The sequence below is a fragment of the Flagellimonas sp. MMG031 genome (genome assembly GCF_040112705.1).
Taxonomy (GTDB): Bacteria; Bacteroidota; Bacteroidia; order Flavobacteriales; family Flavobacteriaceae; genus Flagellimonas.
In genome coordinates, this window is record NZ_CP157804.1 from 3,251,460 (window position 1) to 3,278,002 (window position 26,543).

At 44.1% G+C, this 26,543-nt stretch carries 28 protein-coding genes; 10 read left to right on the forward strand and 18 right to left on the reverse strand.

The genetic code is table 11. The features are described from left to right. Position 1 precedes the first annotated feature (1 nt). The 4 genes from ABNE31_RS14705 to ABNE31_RS14720 are packed head-to-tail and all read right to left on the reverse strand — an operon-like array spanning position 2 to position 3,615. Positions 2-607 carry a conjugal transfer protein gene (locus tag ABNE31_RS14705; RefSeq protein ID WP_349351675.1) on the reverse strand — a complete coding sequence of 202 codons (606 nt, stop codon included), beginning with the start codon at positions 605-607 and terminating at the stop codon, positions 2-4. Next, complete coding sequence (locus tag ABNE31_RS14710; protein WP_349351676.1) at positions 594-3,020, reverse strand: TraG family conjugative transposon ATPase; 2,427 nt, start codon at positions 3,018-3,020, stop codon at positions 594-596. Before ABNE31_RS14710 ends, ABNE31_RS14705 begins: the two co-directional genes overlap by 14 nt. Next, positions 3,010-3,285, reverse strand: a complete 276-nt coding sequence (locus ABNE31_RS14715) for a hypothetical protein (RefSeq protein ID WP_293294593.1) — start codon at positions 3,283-3,285, stop codon at positions 3,010-3,012. The genes ABNE31_RS14710 and ABNE31_RS14715 overlap by 11 nt, the downstream gene beginning before the upstream one ends. 36 nt (positions 3,286-3,321) lie before the next feature. Further along, positions 3,322-3,615, reverse strand: a complete 294-nt coding sequence (locus ABNE31_RS14720; protein WP_338193699.1) for a hypothetical protein — start codon at positions 3,613-3,615, stop codon at positions 3,322-3,324. A 294-nt stretch (positions 3,616-3,909) separates the two neighbouring features. Here ABNE31_RS14720 and ABNE31_RS14725 point away from each other — a divergent pair, with 294 nt between their 5' ends. The 3 genes from ABNE31_RS14725 (at position 3,910) to ABNE31_RS14735 (ending at position 5,735) form a co-directional block, all read left to right on the forward strand. Then, positions 3,910-4,479, forward strand: a complete 570-nt coding sequence (locus ABNE31_RS14725; protein WP_349351677.1) for an N-acetylmuramoyl-L-alanine amidase — start codon at positions 3,910-3,912, stop codon at positions 4,477-4,479. A 212-nt stretch (positions 4,480-4,691) separates the two neighbouring features. Further along, complete coding sequence (locus ABNE31_RS14730; RefSeq protein ID WP_349353055.1) at positions 4,692-5,414, forward strand: SOS response-associated peptidase; 723 nt, start codon at positions 4,692-4,694, stop codon at positions 5,412-5,414. Between the two features lie 57 nt (positions 5,415-5,471). Further along, on the forward strand, positions 5,472-5,735 hold the full coding sequence (locus tag ABNE31_RS14735; protein ID WP_349351678.1) for a hypothetical protein: 264 nt from the start codon (positions 5,472-5,474) through the stop codon (positions 5,733-5,735). Here the strand turns inward: ABNE31_RS14735 and ABNE31_RS14740 are convergent. From ABNE31_RS14740 to ABNE31_RS14755, 4 genes are all read right to left on the reverse strand, one after another. Next, on the reverse strand, positions 5,732-5,941 hold the full coding sequence (locus tag ABNE31_RS14740; RefSeq protein ID WP_349351679.1) for a hypothetical protein: 210 nt from the start codon (positions 5,939-5,941) through the stop codon (positions 5,732-5,734). The two genes, ABNE31_RS14735 and ABNE31_RS14740, sit on opposite strands and share 4 nt — an antisense overlap. Continuing rightward, on the reverse strand, positions 5,919-6,104 hold the full coding sequence (locus ABNE31_RS14745; RefSeq protein WP_349351680.1) for a hypothetical protein: 186 nt from the start codon (positions 6,102-6,104) through the stop codon (positions 5,919-5,921). Before ABNE31_RS14745 ends, ABNE31_RS14740 begins: the two co-directional genes overlap by 23 nt. 156 nt (positions 6,105-6,260) lie before the next feature. After that, the gene (locus tag ABNE31_RS14750; RefSeq protein ID WP_349351681.1) at positions 6,261-6,533 is read right to left on the reverse strand and encodes a hypothetical protein; all 273 of its coding nucleotides are present in this window, start codon (positions 6,531-6,533) and stop codon (positions 6,261-6,263) included. Continuing rightward, on the reverse strand, positions 6,530-7,096 hold the full coding sequence (locus ABNE31_RS14755) for a hypothetical protein (protein WP_349351682.1): 567 nt from the start codon (positions 7,094-7,096) through the stop codon (positions 6,530-6,532). Before ABNE31_RS14755 ends, ABNE31_RS14750 begins: the two co-directional genes overlap by 4 nt. 194 nt (positions 7,097-7,290) lie before the next feature. Between ABNE31_RS14755 and ABNE31_RS14760 the strand changes: the two genes are divergently transcribed. Next, on the forward strand, positions 7,291-7,842 hold the full coding sequence (locus tag ABNE31_RS14760; protein ID WP_349351683.1) for a hypothetical protein: 552 nt from the start codon (positions 7,291-7,293) through the stop codon (positions 7,840-7,842). A 695-nt stretch (positions 7,843-8,537) separates the two neighbouring features. On the opposite strand, the gene ABNE31_RS14765 is transcribed toward ABNE31_RS14760, so the two are convergent. The 5 genes from ABNE31_RS14765 to ABNE31_RS14785 form a co-directional block, all read right to left on the reverse strand. Beyond that, positions 8,538-9,653, reverse strand: coding sequence for a hypothetical protein (locus ABNE31_RS14765; RefSeq protein ID WP_349351684.1), 1,116 nt, complete (start codon positions 9,651-9,653; stop codon positions 8,538-8,540). An 18-nt stretch (positions 9,654-9,671) separates the two neighbouring features. After that, on the reverse strand, positions 9,672-10,349 hold the full coding sequence (locus ABNE31_RS14770; RefSeq protein WP_349351685.1) for an ATPase: 678 nt from the start codon (positions 10,347-10,349) through the stop codon (positions 9,672-9,674). Next, positions 10,333-11,007 (reverse strand): hypothetical protein, encoded by a 675-nt coding sequence (locus tag ABNE31_RS14775; protein WP_349351686.1) that lies wholly within the window; start codon positions 11,005-11,007, stop codon positions 10,333-10,335. The genes ABNE31_RS14770 and ABNE31_RS14775 overlap by 17 nt, the downstream gene beginning before the upstream one ends. Beyond that, positions 11,004-11,291 (reverse strand): helix-turn-helix domain-containing protein, encoded by a 288-nt coding sequence (locus ABNE31_RS14780; protein WP_349351687.1) that lies wholly within the window; start codon positions 11,289-11,291, stop codon positions 11,004-11,006. The genes ABNE31_RS14775 and ABNE31_RS14780 overlap by 4 nt, the downstream gene beginning before the upstream one ends. A 269-nt stretch (positions 11,292-11,560) precedes the next feature. Then, entirely contained in the window at positions 11,561-12,400 is an 840-nt protein-coding gene (locus tag ABNE31_RS14785) for an RteC domain-containing protein (protein ID WP_349351688.1), read from the reverse strand. A 373-nt stretch (positions 12,401-12,773) separates the two neighbouring features. Between ABNE31_RS14785 and ABNE31_RS14790 the strand changes: the two genes are divergently transcribed. The 4 genes from ABNE31_RS14790 (at position 12,774) to ABNE31_RS14805 (ending at position 14,997) form a co-directional block, all read left to right on the forward strand. Continuing rightward, complete coding sequence (locus tag ABNE31_RS14790; RefSeq protein ID WP_349351689.1) at positions 12,774-13,145, forward strand: hypothetical protein; 372 nt, start codon at positions 12,774-12,776, stop codon at positions 13,143-13,145. 51 nt (positions 13,146-13,196) lie between these two features. Next, positions 13,197-14,180 carry an AraC family transcriptional regulator gene (locus tag ABNE31_RS14795; protein WP_349351690.1) on the forward strand — a complete coding sequence of 328 codons (984 nt, stop codon included), beginning with the start codon at positions 13,197-13,199 and terminating at the stop codon, positions 14,178-14,180. A gap of 56 nt (positions 14,181-14,236) precedes the next feature. After that, the gene (locus tag ABNE31_RS14800; protein ID WP_349351691.1) at positions 14,237-14,680 is read left to right on the forward strand and encodes a MauE/DoxX family redox-associated membrane protein; all 444 of its coding nucleotides are present in this window, start codon (positions 14,237-14,239) and stop codon (positions 14,678-14,680) included. Positions 14,681-14,754: 74 nt separating this feature from the next. Then, a complete protein-coding gene (locus ABNE31_RS14805) occupies positions 14,755-14,997 on the forward strand; it encodes a DUF6520 family protein (RefSeq protein WP_349351692.1) in 243 nt (80 codons plus the stop codon). 167 nt (positions 14,998-15,164) lie between these two features. Here the strand turns inward: ABNE31_RS14805 and ABNE31_RS14810 are convergent, their stop codons facing one another. From ABNE31_RS14810 to ABNE31_RS14820, 3 genes are all read right to left on the reverse strand, one after another. Further along, positions 15,165-17,465: a zinc-dependent metalloprotease gene (locus tag ABNE31_RS14810; protein WP_349351693.1), complete on the reverse strand. Its 2,301-nt coding sequence runs from the start codon at positions 17,463-17,465 to the stop codon at positions 15,165-15,167. Positions 17,466-17,536: 71 nt separating this feature from the next. Further along, on the reverse strand, positions 17,537-18,967 hold the full coding sequence (locus ABNE31_RS14815) for a RagB/SusD family nutrient uptake outer membrane protein (protein ID WP_349351694.1): 1,431 nt from the start codon (positions 18,965-18,967) through the stop codon (positions 17,537-17,539). Positions 18,968-18,984: 17 nt separating this feature from the next. After that, positions 18,985-22,014: a SusC/RagA family TonB-linked outer membrane protein gene (locus ABNE31_RS14820; protein ID WP_349351695.1), complete on the reverse strand. Its 3,030-nt coding sequence runs from the start codon at positions 22,012-22,014 to the stop codon at positions 18,985-18,987. Positions 22,015-22,791: 777 nt separating this feature from the next. On the opposite strand from ABNE31_RS14820, the gene ABNE31_RS14825 reads away from it, so the two are divergent. Beyond that, positions 22,792-23,130, forward strand: coding sequence for a hypothetical protein (locus ABNE31_RS14825; protein WP_349351696.1), 339 nt, complete (start codon positions 22,792-22,794; stop codon positions 23,128-23,130). A 386-nt stretch (positions 23,131-23,516) separates the two neighbouring features. On the opposite strand, the gene ABNE31_RS14830 is transcribed toward ABNE31_RS14825, so the two are convergent. Further along, complete coding sequence (locus tag ABNE31_RS14830; protein WP_349351697.1) at positions 23,517-24,509, reverse strand: nucleotidyl transferase AbiEii/AbiGii toxin family protein; 993 nt, start codon at positions 24,507-24,509, stop codon at positions 23,517-23,519. Further along, the gene (locus ABNE31_RS14835) at positions 24,502-25,110 is read right to left on the reverse strand and encodes a DUF6088 family protein (RefSeq protein WP_293284717.1); all 609 of its coding nucleotides are present in this window, start codon (positions 25,108-25,110) and stop codon (positions 24,502-24,504) included. Before ABNE31_RS14835 ends, ABNE31_RS14830 begins: the two co-directional genes overlap by 8 nt. 159 nt (positions 25,111-25,269) lie before the next feature. On the opposite strand from ABNE31_RS14835, the gene ABNE31_RS14840 reads away from it, so the two are divergent. Next, on the forward strand, positions 25,270-26,376 hold the full coding sequence (locus tag ABNE31_RS14840; protein ID WP_293284715.1) for an XRE family transcriptional regulator: 1,107 nt from the start codon (positions 25,270-25,272) through the stop codon (positions 26,374-26,376). Positions 26,377-26,543: the final 167 nt, after the last annotated feature.

Below are 26,543 nucleotides of genomic sequence, written 5' to 3' on the forward strand. Positions count from 1 at the left end.
TTTAAAAGTTGGGCTTTCTATCCTTGATTATTGCTTGCATCTTCCGAAAGGAGATGACCATGTCGTACCGCTTTTTCCGGTGCTTGATATCGGCCAATATTTTTTGGGATTCCTCCCGTTGGGCCTCCAATATCGCCAGCCTTTCTGCGTCTGTCATATTCAAAAAATCATTGCTGAGCACCTGCCCCATAAAATCCAATTGGTCCAGGGAATGTTCCATGATTCCGTTGAAGGCATTGGATATGGTCTCGATTTCATCGCCATGGATATAGGGTGAATTCAAGACTTCTCTCAAATCGTCCCGGACCATCTCAAAAAGTCGTTCGTTGTTGCGGGTGATGTCCCGGACCGCTTGGTACTGCCTCACCGCATTGTTTACCTTTTCTATCTTTTCCCGCACCGCATTGAGCTGCTCTACCATCTTTAATAATTCCGCGGTCTGCTTTGCGGATTCGACCAGCTGTTTGGCCAAGGATATAAAGTTGGTATTATCGTACACCGGCATCCCCTGGCAGGCAGCGCCTGCAGGCAGAAATAAGATAAAGGCAAGCCCTAATACCAAAGAGCGGCACCTATTCCGGATTGATTGGCTTTTAGTTATTTTCATGTTGCAGTGTTTTCTGATGGACGAATGTTTGGATGGCCAATTCCATATCTTGGGTCTTTTCGTAAAGCTCCATGATGGCCTGATTTTCAGTACCGTCGGTAAGATAGGCTGCATAGGCCTCTGGGGGCACTTCCAGACGGTAGATATTACTTTCGGATCCTATCTTGATAAAGATTTCAGTGTACTTGCGTTCGCCCTTCAAATCGCTCTTGATTGACCGGAGCTGGTTCAGGTCATGGATGCTTAGATTGAGGCGTTTCCCTAGCGCATCATATCCCTTTTCGTTCCGCAGGCTATAGATGACCTGGGTGTTCTCCAAGATGGTGGCCGAGGTATGGTTCTCTGGCAATTGGTTGATGGACTGCAGTACAATGCCAATGGCCCCGTTCTGCTTTCTGATGGCCTGATAGTAAAACTCCACGCTCTCCAGAACATTGGGGAACTTGAGCTGTTTGGCAAATTCATCGAAGAGGATGATACCCCGCTCGCTTCGGTTTTTCCATATGGTCCGTTGGATGGCAGACTTGATGAGTTTGAGCATCACGGACAGGACCTCACGGTTGTCCCTGACCTCGTCCAGCTCGAATATGATCAGTCGCTTGTCCTCCAACCGATGGGATTGGTCCTCCCTGACCTTAAAAAGAAAACTGTAAATACCATCGCCCACATACTCGGAGAGGATGTGCAAAAAATTGGTCAGGTTGAAATAGCCGGGGTCAATACCCAAGGTTTCCAATAACGTATTTTGGTGTTCTTGGATGAAGGCATACAGTCCTTCGAGCGAATGCCCTTCCTTGATTGTTTCATAATAGGAACGAAGGATTTTCTTCAGGGCGACCTGGTGTGCCTTGCCTATAGTATCGTCTGTAGCATATAGTTCTATCAAGAAGTTGGTCAGGTCCTCTAACCACTCTGCGGCGACACCGTCGCCTGGGGTTTTATAGAAGGGGTTGATACCAAGGTTTTTACCGGGTTCGTATTTCAGGATGATGTGTTCTTCCGGATATAATTGAGCAAACTTGGCGTAACTACCCCCTAGGTCGATGATCACTAGGCGTACGTCCTGCTCAAAATACTGCCGTAGGATGTTGTTGGCCAAAAAGGACTTGCCCTCTCCCGTTGGAGCGAATATGGCAAAGTTCCGGGCCTTGATACGATGTTTTCTCTCGTCCCATACATCCTTGACCACTGGTATGTTTTCCAGACGGTCATTGAAAATGATTCCCTTTTTATCCGAACGATAATTCGTGGAATTGATCCATAGGCAGAGTGCATGTTTTAGGTCGGTGACATAAAGGTCGGTATCGCCAAAATTACTGGAAAACAAGGGATAGCTGTTGAGCACATAATGGATACGTGACTTGCCCACCGGACAGTAGGGTTTAATATCCAGTTCCTTGAAACGGGCGGTGAGTTCCGATAACGATTGATCCAAATTCTTTTCACTCTTTGCCCAGCAAAGCACGTTTAATTGGCCCCTGATGATCAATGACGAATCATCTTGGTTGAGCCTGGAAAGGGTATCCGATACCCTATCGAACAGCAGTTTGTTCCGGGAGCCGAAATTGCTGCTCTTGGAGAGTTCCTCCAATCGCTTTTCAAGCAATTTGCGCCATTTGTGCCGATCATCCAAATGGATGAATTGGTTGACGATATGATTCCCGGGAAAGGTAAGACCGAACCCATCGATAAAACCTTGGTGGAACAAGAATCCATCTGCGGTATATTGTTCGTTGGGCCGGCTGGTCTGAACGCTATCACCAAAGCAGCCCTCATTGTTCACGGCCATGGCCCCAAACCGATGCTCGCCGACCTTGACCTTGTCCTTTTCCAATACCATGTCCGTATCGTATCCTTCATTGAATCCATTGAAATAGGTATCCGTATATTGGATCATAGCGGCCTGGTTGAACGCCAACAGTTTGAGTTTTGATGAATTATTGAGATATCCAACGGTATCCCTGACCGTTTTGCCAAACTCTTCCGCTTGGTCCCCAAGGGTCTGCGGTAACTTTTTGGATACTTTGGCAAAGGGATTGATCAGCGCGGAGCTATTGATGGCCCTGTTTTTGGGCCAGATAAAAAAGATCAGGGATTCATGGGAAAGGTGCTCCCTGCCTTTAAAATGGTCCCTTGTGGCCTTAGCCAAAAAGGAAACCTTGGGCAATTGGCTGGCATCAAAGGATGTTTTTCGATAGATATCCTGCTTGTGGACCAAGGTGCCAATGGGGAGGGATTTCAATGCCTGGAACCAATGGCCATGCAACTCCTCGAAATCCGCCTCCGAGAGGGAGTAAATCTCGGACAGTTCCACCCTGTAGGCATAGGCGATGTTCCCGTTGTTGGCCAATATCCTGTTCTGATCGACATCCACAATCGGATAGCTTTCATGAAAGTTCACTTCAGTGTTCATAGGAGGTTATTTTTTTGTTGGTGATACTATGTGGGAACCGTACCCCTATTTGGAGCAGTCTTGGTTCTTGGACCAATTTGAGCAATATGCCATAGAGCACTGTATTGCCAAGGCCCACTGCAATAAGGAGGATTAAATTAAAGGAGAAGATGACCGCTATGAGGGAGCCCACAACGGCCATCATCTGGAGGGCAAAAAAAGCCACGGGCAATCCAAAGATCAAGGCACGGACACGGATGTTTCGATAAACACTATACTGTTTCATATCATCTTGTTGTTCACTAAAAATGTTGCGTGCGCCTTAGACGACAATACCAATGAGATAGGTAAAGATCCCAACGACCGCCCCGGCAATAAGCACAAAGACCAGAACGCGGGTGATTCCTTTTTTGAGGTCGGCGTTCTCCCCAAAAAAATGGCCTGCATTGAAAAGAAAGCCGATTAGGAAGATGACACCTAGGATGATGGGGAAAATGGCCCGAATGGTATCCGAGATGTCCGCAACGGAATCCTCGATTCCCCCGATTTGGGGATAGCTGGCCTGGGAGACTAGGAGTCCAATAACAAGTGCTACTGATTTTTTAAAGTTTTTCATGACCGTTCGTTTTTTGATAGGTCCAATCCAATATGTTGGAAACGAGACCTGTTCATTATGATTGATTGAAATTACCTTGGAACTTGTTTAAGCGCCCAAAAGGATTTACGATGTGGAATTTCCAGTGATATGAAGAAAAGGCTTTAAAAATCACATTTTTTAACACTTGAAGCTGTTAATTATTGAAGTATTGGCACCAAAATCATCGTATCGCTGGAAATTGTTCAACAAAAGTTTTCCAAAATGAAAATGTACCTGTGCACCCTAACAATGTTGGTTTGCTGTTTAAATCTGATGGCTCAAAAGCCAGTCGTAATTATCGACCCGGGTCATGGAGGTCCAGACTCTGGGGCCATTGGCACTAATGGGATTCTGGAAAAGGATGTGATCTTGGCAATCGCCAAGAAGTGCCTACAATTGAATCGAACTCTATTCCAAGATAGTTTGGAAATCTACCTTACCCGTTATACCGACACCTTGGTCTCCTTGGGTACTCGGGCACGGCTGGCCAAGGCGCTTGGAGCGGATGCCTTTGTGTCCCTCCATTGCAACCAAGCCCCGAATGAGAAAGCCCAAGGCTTTGAAATCTTTTTGTTCCATGGGCAGGGCAATCCGAAAACCACAGTTATGGCCGCCAATTTGGCCGACCAGTTACAGCAACGATTGGGAATTTATGACAGGGGTATCAAATATGCCAACTTCCAAGTGCTACGGGACACCCATGGGCACTGCCCCTCCCTCCTCTTGGAAACCGGATTTATCTCAAATAATGTGGAAGCTAATTATACAAAAAGAACGGAAAGTCAGTCCGCTATTGCCCTTGCTCTATTACAATCACTTATTAAATCCTTCTATGATGACTGAACTGTTATTGGCCATGACCAAAATATTGAGACAGCTTTTGTCCGCATGGATAAACTTCATTATAAATGAAGTGAACCAATTTCGGAACAAAGCATAAAATCCAAAGGATACTAAATGCTTTGGGATGAGCCGATTTTTAGTAAGATCTCTTTTCAGTTTAAATTTCGCCGCCCTTAAAAACTACATGTGGCCAAATAATTTATCTTTATGTCATCTGCTACTCCACCACATTGCGGAAGACCAAGGAAGAAGTCGAAGAAAGGTTCAGGGCGAGACTGCAAATCGAACTGGAGTATACCCCTTACTATCATATGAACGGCTTTACCCATGGTAACTTATATATAGTTCCCATGGAATATCCCGATGAACTGCTTCCAGCCATGTGGGGCTATATTCCTCCCTTTGGGATGGATGACCCAGACGCATTCCATAAAAGGTACAATACCCTCAACGCCAAAAGTGAAACGGTTTTTTCCAGCAATACCTACAAGCACTCCATCCATGACAAGCGATGTCTCATCGTAGCCGATGGTTTCTATGAACCGCATCATGTAAACAAAGTGTCCTATCCCTACTTCTGCCACTACAAGGATGATTCGCTTTTCGCCTTTGCCGGTCTCTACTCCGAGCTGGATGACGATCTCTATAGCTGTACCATTATTACCATGCCGGCCAATGAACAGTTTGAGCAGATACACAACCAAAAGAAAAGGCAGCCGTTGATCTTGGACCAACACTGGGAAGAGGATTGGCTCCTCCCCGATCTGCATGAACCAGGTATCAAGGAACTTATGAAATCCGCATTTACCACCAAAGAAATCGAAGCCTATACGGTCTCACGCGATTTGTACAAAAGAGGGATCGACACCAACAATAAGCTGGCCATTGAAAAGAAGGATTATCCGGAACTCAACCAACAGGGGAGTCTGTTTTAACTTATCAACACAATTGATTATGTATTGGAATAAATCCCAATTTTGGGATTATATCCAATGAAGCATATCAAGTACAGGAATTCGGACAAAAAGGCCATCAAAATTTTGATGCGAGAAATCGGGGCGAACCGGTATGAAATCGCCTTGGAACAAATGAAGGTGGAACAGCGCCCCATTAGCATGGAAGGATTCTACCTTGAGGCCAACGATGACTGTATATTTTTATGCCACCGCTACCCTTCAGGGTACATTCTAAAGCTGATGAAGGTCGAACAGTTCGAAATGTTGCCCAGGGATGGGTGGGAATTGATCAAATCCTAAAGGACGGCGGCAGCACCTACCAAGCCTGAAATAAAGGATAGTATGATTCCAATGACTACGAACCAAACCAATGTAGATGTATTACCTCTCGTTCTTTCAGTAGCGTTTTGAACCTTCCAATTGGAATATAGGAGTTCCATCATAAGTTCCCGATCAGTGTAATCCTTTCGTTTTTCTTCAAAATTAATTTGTGCCTTTGTTTTCATTGAAATTGTTTTTATTTATTGTTGTGTCCGATTTATAAGCATCCAGCATCATTTCGGCCTTGTAAAGATCTTCGTTTAAACGCTGGTTCTCCTTTTCCAACCGTTCCACTTTGGTTTTGTCCTCGATTACATTGACATCTTGTGTACTATATAATGAAGCCAATCCCAATATAGAGCTAACAATCAGTGCGAATATGGCTATACCGATTGAAACGTTGGACTGCTTTTTGGCCTTTGTTGCAGCTTCGCGAGATTCAACAAGCTCCTGATAATCTAGGTACTGTTTTACTGTTGCCCCCTTTATAACCCAGATTGTATTTTAAAATCTATCATAATGAGTCCTTGAAGCGGAATCCGATTTACCATGCATTACATAATTTGCAACGCCTAATATAAAATTGGGTAGCCCTCTTGGAAAACCCACAACAGGTTCAAAAGCTTCCGCGATCCATTTAACAAAGGCTGCCTCTGTGTTTCTGCCCATGGAACTTCCCATTTCAATTTCTATCTGCCTTTTTAAATCTAAGTAACTGATTCCCCCAATCTTAGAAAAACCAATCTCCATGGCCTTTATATAAATGTTCTGTTTCATTTTACCATGTCCTTCTTGATTGTTACAGAATCAACCTTTTTAGCGGTCGACGTCTCCAAGGAATCCAAACGGCCCTCTATCACCTTTAACCGTTCCTCGTTTAATTCTTGTTTGGAATCACGGCACGTGACAATCAATGAAATCAAGGCAACGGTAAAACTGAAAGATGAGATCAATATGGAAGGTGTATTGTAACTAATCTTTTGCTTCAATTCAATCTCCTGTAGTTCTTTCAAGGATTCTTCACGTTTAGCGGCCTCATTAAGCTTTTGGGCTGCCTCAAGTTGTTTTTTATATTCGGCTACAAAACCACCTTGTTCAAGGAATTCCTTTGTAAAATCATTCACGCTTAGGGTATAGCCAAAAGTAGGATTTCCCCTAAAGTTAAAATACTTACCTGCTTGGTCAATCATTTCACCGATAATCTCTATTAAATGTGCTTTGCTATTCGTAGGTTTTTTAAGATTTATGAAAAGAGAATCAATACCCCATGCACTGGTATAATTTTCTATAAGAAAACCTATAATCCTATCCTTCAACTTTGCCCTATCCAATTCTTCCATAACTATAAACCATTTAAAGCCAATAAGGTATATCGTAATATGGCTCCCATTTGACCAACTGGACGGGGGTTCTTAACGGAATTATCAACATTTGGAGGAAAACCCCAGATTTTTTAAGGTTTTGGTGCAAAGGAATTAAAGCGGTATTGGGTATATTTAAAAACTCCCCCTTTGTCCAACCAAAAACATCCAAAATGAAAAATTTAATTTTACTCATGCTTTTGTTGGCTACCAGTATTTCAATGGGACAAGATTGGAAGCCAAATCTAACATTACCAGAATCGAAAAAATTAGGCCTAGTAGCTTACTTGAGCCATGTGAAAACGGTTTCAGAAATAATGTTCGTTAAAAAAGGGGACGCTGCAAAGGATTGCTATTACAGTGTAAAGGAAAGTTCCGATGTTCTTATCAACCAGCTATGTGCCGATATGACTGACAAAAGAGGGTTAAAACTATACAGGGATTTAAACAAAGGTATTGGCTCAGATAGTTATAATTCGGATAGATCGGGAAAATATAAGCGTCTAATTGCCCGTATTGACAATGACGTTAAATCATTCGACGGTGTCGAAAAAATAACAAACGCAGAAAATTTTACTGATGTGCTGGGAACTTTGGGAATAGAGCCATATTCGATTTACAAAGACATAGTATCGGCCAAAACCAAAAAAGTCGAGGGGCTTATAGCTCAATTAAAAGAATTAAAGCTTCAGCCCTTGGAGAAAAAGGAATCTAAAGGCCAATAGAAATAAATCCAATCGACATTGTCAGATCTTAAATATGTCCTTGAACTAATCGAAATCTTTACAAAACACCCTTAATCTTACTCTGAAAATATCCAAACGTTACAGCAGGATATGATTACATTTCAAAATCGAGTGAAAATACTGGAGGTTAAATGAGCAAAACAGAAAATTTCGCAGAGAACGGCAAAAGAAGGAGATTTTTCGATGAACAGCATAAGGATTCAACAATGGTACAATTGGCAAAGGAAAGCCTATATCTTCAACAATAACAGTCCACAAGTCAATCTAAAATGCAAAAGGATGTCCACCTTATGCTAATCATTTTGATCATTATGATCTCCTTTTACGTGTTAGGGTATTTGTGGATATTATTTTCTGGAGATAGATAATAGACCTTTTTGATTCCCTATACCAGGAAATTAAAAACATGGTGCCTATTATAACTATCTAAAGCAACATAAGTTTCGATAGTCTTTGTCCAGTTTTTTAGTTAAAAAACTGGACATATAAACCTCGTTCAAATTTATCAATTGTTCGCCTTTGTATGGAAAATAGTGCCATATGACCCTTTCACAATTCAGGGATAACATGTACACATGTATAAATTATAATATCTAGGTGGCCAGCTTAAATTCTAAAGGAAGATGGTAAACAAAACAAGAAAGTTGACTCTTCAAATATTTCTATTTAGTTCATTACACTTCATAGTCACCCCATAACAGAGGAGGTGCTAATATGGGTTTATCCATTACATTGATCTTGAAAGGGGCCAACTTTGAAATACGGGCTTTCTGTTCTACCCTTGGAAAGTGAACCCCGCATCTGCTTATGCTGTCATACAACAATGAAGAGCTCAGTAGATAGTCATGCTTGGCCAACCAGCGCGAGTGTGGTTCATTGTTGGAAATTCTATTTGAGTCCTTATTACCGGTTACTTCAAAGGCTGAATGCTCGATAATGTCCCTAACCTTCCTGTCTGACAATAACGGCCTTAAGCTATTTCCATACGAAACCTCACCTAAGGTTCCGCATATCACGATCCTATCATTGCCCTGAGCGAATAAACGATTGTAGTAAGAATCAAGGCGCTTGGCCTGTTCTTTCCGCTTCGCACTGTAATCCACACCTTTGCTATCCTCCGAGCATCGTGTACTGATGATGGTCAGCTCGTCCCCGGTCGGGGTCATAACGGTATATTCCGGGCAGTCCATTTCAAAAAGGTCATTGCCCTCTTGGTCCCGTTCATGGGCATGGGGCTGGAACCCAACGATACGATATCCATTCCTGGTCAGGATGGCATGGCCCAGTCCCCTATTATCATTCCCTTCCGTGAACAGCCATTGCTCAAAGGCACCGCCCAATTTTGGCCCCAGATAATCCTTGTTGAAATCCGACAAGGACGGTCTGTCCTCCACCTCCTGCAATATCAAAATATCCGGATTAGCTTTCGAGATGCACTCCACTTTGGCACTTCGGTGTTTTTCATCCAAGGGATAACTTCTGAGCTCCACCCAACCGTTCCAACCGACCCGTTCCGTGGCCTTGGTCTGACGCTCCCCGCCCAATGGCTTTACATATAGGTGTCCCCCTTTCCTTCGCAGGGTCAAAAAGGGTTCGGTGGCTTGTGGACTGAAGCCCATCAAAAAGGCCAGTTCCCGCATGCGTCCCAATTCCTGGTGCCGTTTGTTGGGGTTTTTCAACAGGGTCTGAAATTCCTCCATCCAATCCTGAAGGTTCTTGGAAGCATTTTGCCGTAAAAAGGAGAGATCTCTGTGAAAAAGGTTCTGGATGTTCATCGTTGCTATTCTCATGATTGTCGATTTTTGATTTTATTTTTTGTCAGTATTTTTTGTTCCCCGTTTGTCCTGGGCATTTTGGTCAAAGGCCACCAAGTTGAACAGTTCCCTCATACGGCTCCGGACACGCTTGCCATAGCGTTCCTCCAGCTCCTCGGCATTGAGATTCGTGGTGGCGTGGGTACGGAGGCCAGATGCCAAAAACAGTTCATGACGGGACAGCAAGATTTCCCCGATGACATTGCAATCCTTCCCGAAATGTCGCCCCATTTGTTCCACCCCGATGTCATCAAAACAGAAATACCGGCCATTGCCATAGTCTTCGATAATGCGATGGCCGACATGGTTGAACCCAAAGACAATGTTCCTTGCCGGTATGATCTCATAGGGACGATAGTGAGGTGTGATATGCCTAATCAGTTTCATCAATGTGGTCTTGCCACAGCCTACAGGCCCGGAGAGCAAAATCCCCTTATCGGGATCAATGCCCAGTTCTTGACAACTGGTATGATCACGGACCATATAATTGCACAGCTTCAACAGGACTTCATGGTCCTCGGGATAGAGCCTAAAATTTCTTCCGAACAGCATTTTTCCTTTGGCATCCATATAGGTCAGCATCTTGGAAAAATCATATTCGACCTGCTTCCCGTCGAATTCTCCCAGGGAATAGACCACGCCGCTTTCCGTTATCTTAGAGGGGTTGCCCATAGTCCTTTTGTGTTTCGACCATCAAATGGTCCCGGTTTCTTGACTGTACCATTGATGAGTGATTTGCTTTTTTTATTTCATCGGCCTTGAGTATCCAATTTTGCGCCGCTGCCTTCCAATCCACAATAGGGATCTTGCCTCCTATCTTCCATCCAATGGCCTGGTAATGGTTGAAGAACCGTTGGGCCTCTTCTTTGTCATATCCGCTCTCCCTAAAAAAATTGAGGACTTCCAATTGGCTTCTGGGCTGTGCTCCCAAAGAGCGTTTATTGTTTTGTTTTGTTTTCTTAAATAAGGGGTCCGGTACACTGGTGGGACAGTAGGTCCTAAAAATGGAACGGCCCCGTTCCATGACCGTACCGCTCCTGTCCCAATTTTGGGACAGTGCCACCTTACTCGAACGTGCAGGACTATTTGAAGGGGAATAGTCGATATAGCCCATCGTATCCAACTGTTTCAAAAGGCGATGATAAGTGGACTTGGAACCGATCTTGGCCATCTTCATCAATTCCTTGCGATTGACCGGAAATTCCCCTGGAAACCGGTATAAATTCCAATAAAAGAACAGGGCCAGGTACAAACTGATATGGCCAGGACACAAACGCTCATCCCCGTAAATTTCCACCAAGGCCGCATTAAGGTGCTTGATATAGTTCATACCGTACCGTCCAAGGGTTCCACCTTGTTGTCCAGGATGATCTGGTCGATTTCCTCTGCGTCGTAAAAAACAAGTCCCCCTACTTTGTAGCTGGGAATAATGTTCCTGTTGCGCAGACTGTGCAGGGTACTGGGACTTATCTCGAATCGCTTTCGGATATCGCTTGATCGTAGCCAGTTTTTGGGTTGTGGATGGGTGTGTTCCACCATCAATTTCTTGAACTCCTCCAAGAGTTCCTCTTTGAACTCCATGAGGTCTTCCGTGGTAATAATCGTTGCCGCCATATGCTTGTGGTTTTTGGATAGGTATCGGAGCTGTTACCTCCGGGGTTCCCTATCCGGGTTCGACCACAAAACTGAAAAAGGTTTTTGAAAGAAATTCCCAAGTTGGTACCAACTTGGGAAAGATTTTTTATCCTAAAAATTTATATCGATTTAGGGCCATTTGGATTTTTGGGAGGTCCAAAAAAGCTTGAAAATCGCAAAAAAGGGGTGCCAAAACCCTCGAAAACCAAAATTCCCAAGTTGGTACCAACTTGGGAAAAATTCAGGCGCTATTCTTCCAGGGATTCCATCCGCTTGTTGAGCATCTCAATGAGCCGGTCCAAGAACCGGGTCCTGCTGCTCTTTCGGGAACGGATATCGATAAAAGTGTGGTAGTAATTCCCTAGGTCGACATTGTAGAAATACTCAAAATGGGAGGCCATTTCCTTGATGTCCACGGTACCGCCGTTGATAGATTTACTGGTATGCAGGGCATAAAGGAGCTCGATGAGATCGGTCTTGCTCCCCGTCCAAAAAAGTTTTGATGGTTTTTCCATTGCTGTGTTCTTTGTAGGTTCCATATTGTTATTGAGGTCGTCCACTTCCTTTCTCAGGTACACGATGAGCATGTCATAGGCCATGATGGTGGCCACCGTGCCGTCCTGACAGGTGGAGAACTGGTCATCGATCAAAAAGTGAAAGGATTCCAAGGGCATACGTAGGTCCCGGTTACCCCTGACAAAATACTGCTCGTCCATCGACATGGCCCCACGCCGGTAATAGTTATAGAACTCAAGATTTTCATTAAAGAAGGTCTGCAGCTTATCGATCTGTTGTTGTAGATATTTGACCTGGGCCACATCCTTTCCCCGTGGGCGTTTGCTCTCAATACTGAAGAGCCTGATGTAATAAATGAGCTTGCTAAAGATTTGGGGCTTGACATGTTTGAAAAAATAGATTTCGTCAGCCTGCGTCTCAAAATCCTGTCCGACGATCTGTTTTTGCAGTTTGCGGATGCACCTCTCCACCAATGCTATGCCCCTCTCCGCTTTGTAGAGGATATCGCCGTTCCCACTTTCCAAGGCCTCCAACTGGCCCTCAAATTCCGATAGCAGTTTTTGATATTTCATTATAGGTAATCTTTAGTAGTCTCCAAAAACGTATTCTGTACCCTTCCTCTAACATATCAGCAAGGGGAGGCACTTTACATCAAATTCGTATTCAGGGAACTTCTCTGCTGATCTCCTTTGAATCCGTCCTTTTTGTACCAAATCAATTGTACAAATTTGAATTGCTGAACGAATTGGTATCAAATCGCACGGTTTCAAACTAAATAAAATCCATAATGTTTTGTGCATCAAGGACATGCTGGAGCCAAAAAAATCCCTTACAGATAAGTTTTTTTACGTTTTAGAGCCCTTTTTGTTAAAAAAGCAGATTTTTCTTGTTAAAAATATTTTCAAAAATTTTTTATTTTAACCGCCCTTTTTGAAATCGCGAAGGATGAAAAGAATTGTGGAAACCGAATTGGCCACCATGTGGTTGGAAGATGAAATCCTCTTTTTTATTTGGAAAGAGGGAATTTCCATTGACCTTTCGGGAGCCAAAAAGACGGTGGCACGTCGCATGGTCCTGCAACAGGGAAAACCCTATCGCATCCTTTGCAACATCAATGGGGTCAGGCATATCGAGAAGGAAGCCTGGCACTTTTTATCTGGAGAAGGTGCCGAACTGGTCGAGGAACTGGTACTGGTTGCTGCCACGCCCTTGGAGCGGGTATTCTCCAAGTACATTTCGAACCGAATGCGTTCGGCGCCCATCAAAATGTTCCCCAACATGGAAACGGCCCGCTTGTACCTATCGCGCCCAAGATAGGTGTTGTATCCCGTTTCCAATGGGTTATAAATCTAAAACACGGGGACAATTATGGACAATCTGGAAAACAAGAAGCGTTTGGAGCATATCTACAACCAATTGGTGCATATCGCCAACGGGAACTTCTCTTACCAAATCGAACGAACAGATCAAAACGATGCACTGGAGGCCCTGACCTTTTTGGTCAACTCCACTACCGAGGAACTCAGGGACGCCTTTCTGCACCAAGGCTTTATCAAACTGCCCAATTCCTATGAAATGGTCGTTCAATTGTACTTTGAACTGGATTACAAAGGCCAGATACTGAGGACCAACCCAAAGGTAGAGACGCTGTTGAACTTCAAAGAAGGGACCTTGAACGGTCGCCAATTTGCACAATTATTGGAGAAGAGATCCCAAAGGGGCTGGAAAAAATTGTTGAAAGCAGCCCCCAAAAACAAAATATGGGAGCTGACCTTAGAGTTGTCATTTTCCGAACAATCAGGACTCCTCCTCCCTGCCCATTGTCATGTGATTTATTTCCCGGAACACCGGGAGAAAAAAGGAACTTTTATGGTGACCTGTTTTGAACTGGTCAAATACGATGGAACGGATCAAGGGTTCCTTCAGAAGAAACTGAAGAAACAATTACAGACCCATGGGCTATTGCCCCGACCAGAAAAAACGGAGACCCATATCCTTCACGCCATGGATATGGAGAACCTGAGGAAGGCCAAACGTTATATCATGGACAATCTGGATATGCCACTACCATCAATCAGAGAGCTGGCCCATATTTGCAATACCAACGAGTACAAATTCAAAAAGGGATTCAAGGAGCTTTTCGGCATGACGGCCTTTCAATATCAAAAACATGAACGGCTCCGAAAGGCCCATATCCTGATAGAGCACTCTAACAAGACCATCCTTGCCATAGCCAGGACCGTAGGTTTCAAAAAGGGGAACCACTTTACCCGGGAATTCAAAAAAAGGTATGGTTATACGCCCTCCCAACTGCGGAAACGCTCCAAAAAATCCTTCCCAGAGCCTAAATAATCCCTTAGAGATCGCTAGAGTCCCTTAGTTTTATCATTGTAAATCAAACCCTTACAATGAAAACGGGCATACTCATAATTAAACGTTGGGCCATAGTGGAAACCATTTGTTATCTCTATAGCATACTTTTCCTGTATACAGCAAGCAGTAAACTCATGGGACTATCTGACTTTAAGTTCCAAATGAGTCGTTCAGAAGTCTTGGGTCCCTTCACGGAGTGGATTGCCTGGATGGTTCCACTCCTTGAGATTGTTCTCGCCATTCTGCTACTGACCAAAGTATATCGGCTGGTTGCCCTCTACGGGTCCCTTGTCCTAATGACCCTTTTTACGAGCTATATCGATTGGATGCTTCGGTTCAGTGACCATATCCCCTGCTCCTGCGGAGGCGTCATATCCTCCATGGGCTGGGAAACCCACCTCGTGTTCAATGCCTTTTGGATCGTCCTGGCATTGATTGGAATCGTACTATTGGAAAACCTCAAAAATATCAGCCTCTAAAAATACTGTGCAGTGAAAGGGGAAGCCGAAAACCTTAGAAAAAGAGTAGGCATTAATATCTAATTCTTAATACTATGAAAACTAGATTTTTAAAACTCGTTTTACCGGCCTTTGCCATTCTGTTAGCGGTCGGTCTGGCCTTTGCCACGGAGAGCAATACGGTCAGTCAGGTGGCGTACTATCAAACGTCAAGCGGGGTCATGGAAGTGACCATCGGGGACGACTGTGAACCTAACGGTGATATCAATTGTACCTACTTCGGCAATCAATTATATGCCGAACCTTCCCTGTCCACACCATTGGGCAGGAACCCATAGTTCCTTGTCACTCGTAGTAGAAAAGGTGCCCCTCACAGGGCACCTTTTTGACTAATTCAAAAAATAAATGAAAACAAAAAATTACTTTTTAGATGGTGAAAACAACCATCCCCTTTTTGTGGTTATCGCTTGTATTATTTCCTTTGCTTACTTGTCCAATGATATAGTTACAACAAATCCAATCGGGCCAAACAGTGCTCCCAATGCCCCTTGGCATCACTGTCCTTTTCCTTTTTCAACTTGCTCTTGATATCCTCCCGTAATTTCACCAACTGCTCCATCAACAACCCTTTGGAGTAAGCGGTATAATCATAAGCTTTCATTTCTGCATAGGTATATTGGGCTTTTTGTTGTACCGCCATAATGGCCCTGTCGATATAATAGGATTGGATTTCTTGCCGTATCCGTCCTACTTTGGGGGAACCTTCGTACAGTTCCCCGAACAATCCCTCTTGCAATTCCGATAGATACCATTCAAATGTACCTTCAAAGCCTTCCAGCGTTTCCATATATTCAAAGCGCTTCAAGCGTCGGGGGCGTAATAGTTCGTCCACCGATCGCTGTTGGAATTCGACCATTTTGTCCGGAAAGGTGGAATACCCCAGTTTGGGAAGGAACTCGGGGGCAACCAACCACCCTGGTGGATTTAGGGCATTGGCATGCAAAAAGTCCATGGCCTCCTCCTGCATGGCCAAAGGGATTGGCGTGAACATCTTGCCAGGGGTGTTTATCGGCTTGTACCGAATATCGTACCCACCTAGCAAAGAGGTCACATGGAGCATATGGTCTTTCCACTGTTCCAGTAATCTTCCATATAGATTTTCCAATCTTCTAGTATCCTTTTGGTCCTTAACGGCGGCCGGCATCAGTTGGATGACACGTTCCAAGTTCTTCAGTGCCAACTTGGTGCTTTCGACCGGATCATTGGTATCCACCACTTCATCTGCCGTTGCGGGCCCGAAAACCTCCACTTGGCTTTGGTTGAACCTAAACCAGGGAATTGAATCCTGCACCCCTATAATACGCTCTAGGGCTTCCTCCTCCTGCTGCTCTGACATTTCCTCCGGAAATTCGGTGTAGCCCCACTCAATCTGGTGACGGTCCATCGGGCCCACTTTTTGCATTAACAATTCAGGGGGCACACTGTCCTCTGGCTGGGCAATATTATTTTCCCGGGAATAGCTCATCATACTTGGGGTGTGGCCCATGGTCTTCAGCCATTGGATATCGGACATCTTTTCGACGGGATAGGCGAACTCCCCATAATTACTGTCCATCAGCCCAAAGGCATGTCCCGCTTCATGGGCGGCAATCCGTTGAAAAAGCCTTCCCGTGAGTTCTTGGGGAAAAGGCAACGACTGGGCCCGTTTGTCCAAGGGTGCGCAACGGATAAAATAACGGTCCGTAACATTTTCGACCGAAGCTCCCAGATAAATGTCGCATTTGAGGATTTCACCGGTCCTTTCATCGATTATTTCTGGAGCGGTCCCTCCAGACTCTTCAAAGCCGCGCAAGTATTTGGAATCGCCCCAGTCCACGTAAGAGGTATGGATGCTATGGGCCTCCCATTCCGACAGGCTATCCGTTTCCTTTACCACTATGGCATTCTTGAACCCTGCAGCCTCAAAGGCAGGCAGCCACTCTTCGATACCTGCCTTCACATAAGGTCTCCACTGTTCGGGAACATCTGGAGGTATAACAAAAGTGATCGGTTTAACGGGCACGCTCAGTTTTCGGTCCTTGTCCTTTTTCTCCAATCGCCAGCGGGCAATATTAGCTATACTGTTCTTCGGTTCACCGTGATCGATTCCATATCGGTCCTCGTTAACGAATCCCATGCGGTAATCATAGTCCCTACCTTTCATCAGTTTCTCGGGAAGGGCCGCCAATCCAAAGAACACCGGAAAAGAAACTTTCGAGCCCTCGAACATCAAGCCACGTCGGGTCTTGATGACCACCTCGTTGTGAAAATCCTTCGAGCCCTGTAAGAGGCTCAACTGTGGCACCAAGGTTTCCGTAAAGCCCTTGGTCCATTCGATGACATTGTCCATTACCAAGGAAGTGACATTGATGCACAGTTCCCCTTGTTCGCCCATATCTTTTTCCAAGGGAAACATGGCCAAGACATTATCCTTTAAGGCCTTGTGGTGCCTTACAGGTAAAATTATTCCTGCCGTGGACCTTACCCTAGGGTGTTTTAATAGCACCTTGTCCCCCTCCAGTGACCAAAGCACCTGCATATATTTATATACTTTTCTGTAGTCATAGCGGATAAAGAGCATAGGACGCTCCAGCACCTCCCGCGGAATATTGAGATAGAGCTCCCCCTCCTGCATGAAGGAGGTCAGAAACGTTGACCCCATTGAGGAAGCTGCCGCTTCATCCTCGTATATGGGGTTGGTTTTCAGTGTTTGGGAAAATACCCCAACGGCCATAAAAAGCCATAGTATCGATACGATTTTTTTCATTGATTTCATTTTTATTAAGGATACCAAGGCTTCCAATTAAATGCCCAGACATCCCATATTGTTCATAATTATCAGTAGCCAGCGTTCTGCGGCAATAGATTGGGGTTGATCTCGATTTCGGTCTCCGGAACGGGCAACAACAGGTCGGTATCCTGCCATCCTGGCTTGATACCTTCCAATACGGCACTGGCCTCTCCAAAGCGTTTCAGGTCGAACCAACGATGCCCCCGCTCTGTGAACAGTTCCATCCGCCGTTCCTGCAATACCGATTCCAATAGTTCCCCTTGTGTTCCTATGGGGATATTGGGCAAACCTGCCCGATTACGGAGCTCATTCAGATCGCTTGCTGCATCGGAGAGATTGCCCAATTGTGCTCTCGCTTCGGCCCGGATCAGGTACTGTTCCGCCAAACGGAGTACGATTGAATATTCCACGGACTCCGTCTGGGAAAAATCGGCCTTGTATTTATGGGCGTAGAACAGGGTCTGTGTATTGTCGGCATTGGATATGCTTTCTGTCCAAGAAGCTTCCCGTAGATCGCCCTCCTCAAAACTGTCCAAGAATGATTCGGTTAGTGCATAGGTCTGGCCGGGAACCGCCTGTATGATCAATCGGTTTGCCTCTTGGGTATTCCTTGGGGCCTCGCCCGGTTTCAATTGCCAGATGGTCTCGCCAGAATCCTTTAGAAACACTTGGTCCACATTATCTTCCAAATCAAAGGCGCCTATCAGTTCGGAGGCCATGGCTTCAGCATTCGCCCAATCCTCTACATACAGGTACATCCGGGCCAATAAGGCCTTGGCTGCATACTGGTCGGGCAAGGTGCGTTCTGGTGATGGATTTTCCATACCTTCCAATAGGGCCACGGACCGTTCCAAATCGGTAATGATGGCTTGAAAAACTGCGGCCTCCGGGGTGCGTGATACGGTATTGTTCACCTGATAGTCCACCGTGGTGATATACGGGACATCACCGAACAACTGCGCCAAGAGACTGTGTATATAGGAACGGACAAACAAGGCCTGGCCGGTAAACAGGGCCTTTTCATCTTCGCTCAGGGCCTCTGATTCTTCCACACCTCGAATGATATCATTGGCTCCGTAAATAAGTTCATAGCCGTTGGCCCACCATTGCCGTACCAATTCATTACCGGCCAAGAGGTTGTGTTGGTAGAATTCGGTGTTCTGCACTTCGAATCCATAATAATCCAGTTCGTCCGCATAGATGCCCAAAGCCGTGGTCAGGCCAAAGCTGCCCGATACCATACCTTGTTCCCGCATCCCGAAAAATAAGTTTGCCATGGCGGAGCGTACCGTGGAGGCTTCATCGAATACCGTCTCCGCGACCAGGGTGTCCTTGGGCGGCTCCACTTCCACAAAGTCCGTACAGCCTACCATGACCAAAAACATGAGCAATGGCAGGATTTGAAGGTTGAGATGTTTTAGGAGCGCTGGAAGACCATGGTCCCCTACGCTCCTGGTTTTGTTTAGTGCTTGTATCATATCTAATTTTTTTATGGTTAAAAGTCTACTTGTAGTCCAAGGGTGATCTGTCGCAATTGTGGCAATCTACTATTGGAAGGTTGTTCAGGGTCAGGTCCCCGATACTTGGTCCAGGTCCATAGGTTCTGTCCCTGTAGGTATACATTTACCTGCATGCCATTATCCAACCGGCCCAGCCCATAGTTCAAGGAAATGTTCCGTAATCGGACAAAGGAGGCATCGGAAAAGGCGGTATTGCTCAATTGCTGGAAGGTCCCACGGTCCACATCTGGGGCGAGTCCCCCAGAGGCTCTTTGAATGGGCGCCAAATCCCCTTCTTCTTGCCAACGGTCCAAGAGTTCGACCGGGGCGTTCCCCCGAAAGCCCGGGGTGGCCCCAAAGGCCAATTGGTCAAAAGCTTTCTGCTTTTTGAACTGGAAGAATACGTCCAATGATAGTTTGCCATAGGTAAGGGTATTGCCCAACCCGCCATAGAAGCGCGGGGCCCTGTCCTCGATAAACTGTCGGTCCTCCAGACTACTGATGTTCCCATCCCCATTATAGTCCTCAAAGGTATAGAGACCCGTCTCTGGGTCCACACCAAGGGCGTTGTAGAGCTTGACAATGGTCAGTGGCTTGCCGATTTCATAGCGATTGGCAAAGGGAGAGGATTCCAGACCGTCAAAGCGCAACAGTTTGTTCTTTGGCACCGTAAGATTAACCCTCGTGGACCACTTTAATTTGCCATTTCTAAGATTAATGGTACGAAGGTCCACCTCTACCCCGGAATTCTCCACGGTGGCATCAAAGTTGCCGGTCAATTCGGAAAAGCCGGTGGTGGCCGCCAAGGGGATACCGACCAATTGATCGGAACTGCGATTTCGGTACCATGAGGTGTTTAGCAATATGCGGTCATTGAAAAAACCCAGCTCCAAAGCTGCTTCTAGCTTACGGTTGGATTCCCATCCAAAAAGTAGATTAAAGATGCCCGTGGGCTCCAATATGGAAATTCCATCATAGTCAAATCCCGTAACGCTATAGGTATCCAAGAATCGGTAATCACCGATATTGTCACTGCCCGTGGTTCCATAACTGCCCCTTAATTTTCCAAAGCTCAATATCGAATTGTCCCCAAAAAGGGATTCTTCACTAAAGAGCCAGGCCAGGCCCACGGCCCCAAAGTTCCCAAACTGCCGGCCGGGACCAAAACGGGAGGAACCGTCCCTACGACCGGTCAGATTGAGAATATAACGGTCCTTCACATTGAGGTTCACCCGACCGAATACCGCATTGTAGTTGTACTCGCTTTCCGTATCCGTCAGCACTTCCAAGGTCTCGGCAGCGGATAGGTTAAAGATCAGATCCTCATTGGGAAAACCTCTGCCCCGTTGCACAAAACCCTCGGTGGTCTGCTGTTGGAAGGTGGTGCCCACCAATACATCCAAGGCTGTCCTGCCCCACTTTTGTTTCCACTGTAATTGGGGCTCCACGATCCAGGAGTCCCGTTGGGAAACGTTGGTGGTGATGGAGGAATAGTTTTCGGGGGTCAGTCCCAAGCTCGGGTTACGTGCACTGCTGGGCAGGGTCCGGTAGGAATCCAAGCGATAGGTATTGTAGCCCAGACTGGTCCTTACTTCTAAGTTGGGCAATAGCTCATAGGAGACCAAGGCATTGGCGATAAGGGTGTTTACCTTGGAGACATAGTTCTCTTCCAGAGCGGCAAAGGGGTTGTTCCAGGTGTTGTTTTCCCAGTTCAACCGTCCTTCCTCGTCATAGATTTCGGGGGCATTGGGCTCCAAGGTATAGGCAAGCCCGGTGAAATCTCGCTGTGGCAATTGGTTTCGTTCATTGGAATAGATGGTGGACAGATCGATCTGGAAACGATCGTTCTCAGAGCGGTGGTTTACCTTGCTCTGTACCGTCGCCTTTTTATAGTTGCTGTCCCCGGGGAATACCGTGGTTTCCTTTAGGTAGCTACCACTGATCAAAAAATTGGTCCGTTCATTGCCCCCTGATACCGAAAGCTGGGCATTGTTGCGATAGGACGTACCGCCAATGAGCACCTTTTGCCAATCCGTATAGCGGGAATTGTCCCAACTTTTGAGATCGGGAAAGAACAGATCAAAATTGGGGTCGTTCAAAAAGTCCCCGAAACCGTCATTGACAATCCCTTCCCTTCGGATTTCCAAATATTGTTGGGTGTTCATCAGTTCCAAGAAATTGGAAACCTGGCCCAAGGTGGTACTGAGGTTGGCACTGAAGGTTGTCCTGCCCTCTTTTCCACGCTTCGTGGTGATCAGTACTACCCCATTGGCACCCCTAGAACCGTAGATGGCCGTGGCATCGGCATCCTTCAATACCTCTATACTCTCAATGGTCGTAGGGTCGATGGCATTGAGCGGGCTGATATTGCCGCCCAGAATCCCACCCGAAACGCTACCGGAACCCAAGGACTGGGAGCCAAAGGGTACCCCATCGATAATGTAGAGTGGGTCGCTGACACCGTTAATGAAGTTTCTACCTCGTACCTCGACCTCGAATCCCCCACCGGGAACCCCGGTGTTTTGGACGATGTTGACCCCGGAAAGCTGACCCTGCATTGCAGCCAAAGGATTGCCTACGGGCTGTTTCTCCATGGTCTCGGCCTTGATGGTGGCTATGTTTCCCGTACGTTCCTTTTCGGATACGGTGTAGTAGCCTGCATTGAGCACGACTTCCCCCAATTGGGTGACATCCTCCTCCATTTGGACGTTGACCTCATACCTCCCCTTAATCCCAACAAACTTGGGCTCAAAACCAATGATTGAAAAGTACAAGGTATCGTTGGTATTGGCTTGAATCGTAAAGGATCCATCTAAATCGGTGATAGTGCCCCTTTGGGTGCCCTCCACTTGGATGCTTACCCCGACGAGAGGTATTCCGTCAGTGTCGGTGACGGTACCAGTAATGGTCGCTTGGGGAGGTGGGGCCATTGCGGCATCCAAGGTTTTTGATGGCCAAAGGACCAGCAGCATGTTAATGATCAGGAACAGGGAAAATCTGTTCGCATTTATCCATTTTATCTTCATAATTTTGAGTCGTTTGATTTTAACCGTTAGTGTTAATTGAATCGTGCCTCTGGACAATTGCTACCCTGTCCGGAGGTTTTTTGTTTGCACTGCCCCAGAAGTCCCGACAATGTCGTAACTTACCTTAGGGCATTTAGGTTCGGGCATAGGCCATCCTGTCCAAGAAACAAGTGCTCTTGGAAATGGGATTCCTAATGGAACAAGACTATGATTTCGTGATTGGGCCGGTTGCCCGAAAAACGTATGCGTCAGTTATGGGTCTGAAGTAGTAACGTAATCCGAAAATTAAGTAGCGTATTACCCATAACGATAGTCCATGGTTATACGGGATTCTTGGGCTTTTTCTTGAAGAGGATGTCGAACACCGAGTGACAGGCTCCAAAAATGGAACAGAAACAAGGTGTGAATCCTACAGAAAAAAGTTGCCAAATGTTTCCCATAACCTAAAAAGGTTAGCGACGCATCGAAAAAGAGTAAATAAACCAAACGCTAAGAAAAAGTTGGGCGTGGAACTCAACTTACCCGCTAGCGGTACTGGTATACCTTGCAGAGATAAGAGAGGCCACGCCCGGGTCGTGAGCCAATCTGCTTATCATCTCTTCTGCAAAAATTACCAGTTTTCTAGCGAGAGAATCTAAGCGAAAGCTTCAAATATTATCTATACGAAGAATCGCAAAAATAGTCCTTTAACAAAAAAGGAGACTCAAATATATTCAAAACATTTTAACGACACAAATGTCGTTGATGGAAATTTAAATATTAACGTCTTTTGGAGTAATGATTGAGGAAAAAGACATTTTACATTTTACCACATCAATAGAAATGGTTTTAAAGGAACTTCATATGGAGAAGGGTGTTTCTCAAGGAAAACCAACGGGATTATCTCAGTCAGACGTCAATATTGAATTTGCAAATAAATACAAGGTTACCTTAAATATGGGGCGTATGGAATCAAAGCCCAGCTTTGGGGTGACTAAACTTTTTCTTCTATGTGATTATTTTGATATTTCTATCACTAATTTCTTTGAAAGAGTACTAAGTAAACAGAAAAGGGAAATCATTAATTTTTTAAAAGATAAAGAGTCTAAAAGAAGACAAAAGTCTACCAACAATTAGAGAAATTAAGAATATTTTTCTAAAGACAGGAAAACTATTGAATAACAGATTGGGGTTTATTGAGAATCTCGATAACACAGCCCTGATTCCATTCAATGATAACAAAATTTTCATTTTTCACCAAAGTCTTTTCCAAAGCATTAATGAACTTATTCAGCTCCGTAGCCAATATTAGTTTATAATCATCGGTTTTATTTTTATAATCGTTTGCGAGTAGATTAGAAATTATAGGATTAATGCCTTTTAATGTTGTGAGGGGCAGACTTCCCTTAAAAGTAATTCTTAATTAAGAAAACCCTGCAAATTATTACTCAAATTTTTGAGTCTAAGAGTTTATAGCTTAACTCGATGCTTCATATATAGAATAAACTCTTTATCAGCTTCAATCACCAATCCAATCCCCTTATTCTTTTTTGTAACTGTGTTAGCCGTTTTAGCATAACATCCCAAGCTTTCGATTCGCCAACAAACATATTCTCTTGCATCACATAATAATCATTTTCATAATCTGCAATTACTTTATCAGGCGGGACTATTTGAATCAAGCTTGGTTTGTGATTGGCGTAATCTATACCTTTTAATGGTGAGAAAGTGCTTCTGTGCTGTACGATGTGATAAAATAATTCTTTGTCTTTAAAGGCCTTTATTGCGTGTTCAGTATCCATTAAACGTTCTAAATCGTAAAGATGCCTGCTTAATCTATCTACTCTGATATTGTTTTTTTGCCATTCTTCGTGCAGTAGGAAGATTTTTTCTAAAAATGTTCTTTGCGGTTCAACAGTTCGCACATCGAAAGTTGGATTTGCAAAATCCGCCGATTCAAATTCTCTATCAATTATGGAACGTATAGGGACATTCTCACAGGGTTCACGAAGCGACCTACAACTGATTTCTAAAAGTACCCTTGGTCTTAGATAATCACTTTGTTTTGTCAATGGGTCATAAGTCACATAAATCCGCAATGGGTCTGTATCAGAATCCTCAAAAGGTTCAATACCTATCGAAGAAATGGGCAACTCACTTTTCTCAATCGCTTTTGATATATCGGCCAGTAGCTCTGTGCTTATAAACTTGGCACTTTTCTTTCTTAGTTTCTTTATTTGCGAACGGGACAATTCCCCATCCATATCAAAAAAAGCACGGTCTATGGCCAAGTCTATGTCTTCTGAAAATCGATTTATCAAATCATAGCCTTTGCTTAATGAAGTGCCACCTTTGAACACCAAGGCTTCTGCATACGGCAAGGAAAAAACTATTCCAAGCATTTCGGTTACCCACCAATCTTTTTCTATTGCAAATGCTGGAAGATTTGCCCTTACACCAGTCTGGGTAAATATTCTTGTTTTCTGTTCATCGGTAAGGTCTATAAAATCACTCATAGTAGTATTGAAGTAAATCCCCAAAAATATCGGCTATCCACGATGGCGCAAGTTTCATATCGTGGTATAGGTTTTCTGGTTCTTCTTTTTTTAGTTGTTCCTTAATCTTAATTATTTCGTCTTGCGACACTTTTTCTTTTCCAATTTCCTTTAATGCCTGTATAGCAAGACCACTCAGCCTTCCCTTGGCCGCCAGATTTTTTGGGCTGGCTTTTTTAAACTTTATTTTACGTTTACCAATGTTAATTGTACGTGGCGAACCATCAGTTAGAAAAACGGCATTCAACGGAACTTGTGTTGAGAGTCCGAGTAGATTTAAGGCTTGGATTCCGGTTGGAATAATACGAGCATTGTCACGCAATGCAATCTCCTCTGCTATAGTTTCAATATCGGGATAAAGCACCCCTAAAAGCTCATCTCGTTCAGGATATAAATAAATACCTCGTGCAAGGCGTTCCAAAAAACCCTCATTGGTAAGCCGCAATAAAGACTTCTTGGTATTTTCTACACCATACTTTATTCCAAAGTCTAATGGCAACACTATCTTACCCCTGTTCCCTGCTTTAATTTCGTCCTTTATTTTCTCCTTTATCGACTTCATTTAATTCATTTTGTCCCAAATATATGCTTTTTTTGGGACATTTAACCTCATAAAATCATAACATAAACAAATAACACACACAATAATAAAAAATATTATGTTTTTGTGTGTGTAAATAAATTTCGTATCTTTGTAAAAGTTGAACCAACACGCTAAAAAATGGAACTTGGAAAAAGAATAAAACAGTTAAGGCAAAATGCAGGTCTATCCCAGCAGGAATTTGCCGATTATACGGGGTTTTCAGTTTCATATATCCAAAAATTTGAAGAAGGAAAACGAGAGATGAAAACAAACCATTTAATACGTTTTTCTAAGGTTTTAAAATTAAAGCCTTTCGATATTATAAATACCGAAAGTACCAATTTGGAATATCGCCCAGGCGATAAGTCTGCCTTTTCAATGACCAATATTGAGTATCGTGAAAAACAAGAGTCGCATAAGGTCTTTGAAAATGAAATCATAGAAAGTATTTCAAGTGATTTCTTCAACATTATAGAACTGGAAAATATAATGGACGATAAAATCAAGTTCAAAAATCCAGTAGAGAATATTGTGATAAGCAAAGCCACCGATGTTGAAGATGCAGTTAAAGTAATTCGTAAAAAATGGAAACTTGGAAAAAACCCAATTTACGATGTAATTCATCTATTGGAAAATAAGGGTGTTAAAATCTTTGAGGTTGAAAAACCAAATAGTTTTGTTGCTTTCTCGGGTTGGGCAGGTGAAGTCCCTATCATTGTACTTAACGCAATAAATCCAGATGTAGCTAGAAGGCGCTTTACGACATTACACGAACTAGCTCATTTAATTCTTGATTTTGATATTGATGACCATAAAAAAATCGAACGCTTTTGTGACCATTTTGCAGGTGCGATGCTTCTTTTTGAAGACGTGCTTTATGACCACTTTAATAACGAAAGAAATGGAATTACCCTTGAGGAATTAAAAAGTATCAAAGCTGCATACGGAATATCCATTTTGGCTATCATAATTCGTGCGCTTACCCTCAAAATAATTGATTGGAACACCTATCACTCCTGGAAAGAAAAATATGATCAATGGCGGGAAAATGATGATACTTCATTTGGCGAGTATAATGGTGTTGAAAAGCCAAAACGGTTTTTTAGCCTGTTGGCAAAAGGACTGAATATGGATAATCAAGAAGGCAAGTCACTTTTGTCGCCAACGAAAGCGGCAGAATTGTCGAATATGACTATAAAAGATATTAATGCCAGATTTGGAGGTAAGAATTTTATGAGAAACTAGATGTATATATTCAGCGACATAGAATTATTGCTTCTGTTGGACAGTCTAAGAATACTAGACAGTTCAACAGATTCATTTTATGTTACTGAAATGGCTCTGGAATCAACTTGTTACGATTACTTGCAACGCAATCATTTAAAACGGTTGGTTGAAGAACGCAAAATAAA

Coding starts and splice junctions, on each gene's coding strand:
- ABNE31_RS14830 (WP_349351697.1), bottom strand. CDS start 24,509: ATGAGTGATTTTATAGACCTTACCGATGAACAGAAAACAAGAATATTT.
- ABNE31_RS14760 (WP_349351683.1), top strand. CDS start 7,291: ATGAAAAATTTAATTTTACTCATGCTTTTGTTGGCTACCAGTATTTCA.
- ABNE31_RS14780 (WP_349351687.1), bottom strand. CDS start 11,291: ATGGCGGCAACGATTATTACCACGGAAGACCTCATGGAGTTCAAAGAG.
- ABNE31_RS14770 (WP_349351685.1), bottom strand. CDS start 10,349: ATGGGCAACCCCTCTAAGATAACGGAAAGCGGCGTGGTCTATTCCCTG.
- ABNE31_RS14820 (WP_349351695.1), bottom strand. CDS start 22,014: ATGAAGATAAAATGGATAAATGCGAACAGATTTTCCCTGTTCCTGATC.
- ABNE31_RS14715 (WP_293294593.1), bottom strand. CDS start 3,285: ATGAAACAGTATAGTGTTTATCGAAACATCCGTGTCCGTGCCTTGATC.
- ABNE31_RS14735 (WP_349351678.1), top strand. CDS start 5,472: ATGAAGCATATCAAGTACAGGAATTCGGACAAAAAGGCCATCAAAATT.
- ABNE31_RS14755 (WP_349351682.1), bottom strand. CDS start 7,096: ATGGAAGAATTGGATAGGGCAAAGTTGAAGGATAGGATTATAGGTTTT.
- ABNE31_RS14705 (WP_349351675.1), bottom strand. CDS start 607: ATGAAAATAACTAAAAGCCAATCAATCCGGAATAGGTGCCGCTCTTTG.
- ABNE31_RS14765 (WP_349351684.1), bottom strand. CDS start 9,653: ATGAGAATAGCAACGATGAACATCCAGAACCTTTTTCACAGAGATCTC.
- ABNE31_RS14775 (WP_349351686.1), bottom strand. CDS start 11,007: ATGAACTATATCAAGCACCTTAATGCGGCCTTGGTGGAAATTTACGGG.
- ABNE31_RS14740 (WP_349351679.1), bottom strand. CDS start 5,941: ATGAAAACAAAGGCACAAATTAATTTTGAAGAAAAACGAAAGGATTAC.
- ABNE31_RS14805 (WP_349351692.1), top strand. CDS start 14,755: ATGAAAACTAGATTTTTAAAACTCGTTTTACCGGCCTTTGCCATTCTG.
- ABNE31_RS14750 (WP_349351681.1), bottom strand. CDS start 6,533: ATGAAACAGAACATTTATATAAAGGCCATGGAGATTGGTTTTTCTAAG.
- ABNE31_RS14795 (WP_349351690.1), top strand. CDS start 13,197: ATGGACAATCTGGAAAACAAGAAGCGTTTGGAGCATATCTACAACCAA.
- ABNE31_RS14790 (WP_349351689.1), top strand. CDS start 12,774: ATGAAAAGAATTGTGGAAACCGAATTGGCCACCATGTGGTTGGAAGAT.
- ABNE31_RS14710 (WP_349351676.1), bottom strand. CDS start 3,020: ATGAACACTGAAGTGAACTTTCATGAAAGCTATCCGATTGTGGATGTC.
- ABNE31_RS14720 (WP_338193699.1), bottom strand. CDS start 3,615: ATGAAAAACTTTAAAAAATCAGTAGCACTTGTTATTGGACTCCTAGTC.
- ABNE31_RS14840 (WP_293284715.1), top strand. CDS start 25,270: ATGGAACTTGGAAAAAGAATAAAACAGTTAAGGCAAAATGCAGGTCTA.
- ABNE31_RS14800 (WP_349351691.1), top strand. CDS start 14,237: ATGAAAACGGGCATACTCATAATTAAACGTTGGGCCATAGTGGAAACC.
- ABNE31_RS14835 (WP_293284717.1), bottom strand. CDS start 25,110: ATGAAGTCGATAAAGGAGAAAATAAAGGACGAAATTAAAGCAGGGAAC.
- ABNE31_RS14815 (WP_349351694.1), bottom strand. CDS start 18,967: ATGATACAAGCACTAAACAAAACCAGGAGCGTAGGGGACCATGGTCTT.
- ABNE31_RS14785 (WP_349351688.1), bottom strand. CDS start 12,400: ATGAAATATCAAAAACTGCTATCGGAATTTGAGGGCCAGTTGGAGGCC.
- ABNE31_RS14725 (WP_349351677.1), top strand. CDS start 3,910: ATGGCTCAAAAGCCAGTCGTAATTATCGACCCGGGTCATGGAGGTCCA.
- ABNE31_RS14810 (WP_349351693.1), bottom strand. CDS start 17,465: ATGAAAAAAATCGTATCGATACTATGGCTTTTTATGGCCGTTGGGGTA.
- ABNE31_RS14825 (WP_349351696.1), top strand. CDS start 22,792: ATGATTGAGGAAAAAGACATTTTACATTTTACCACATCAATAGAAATG.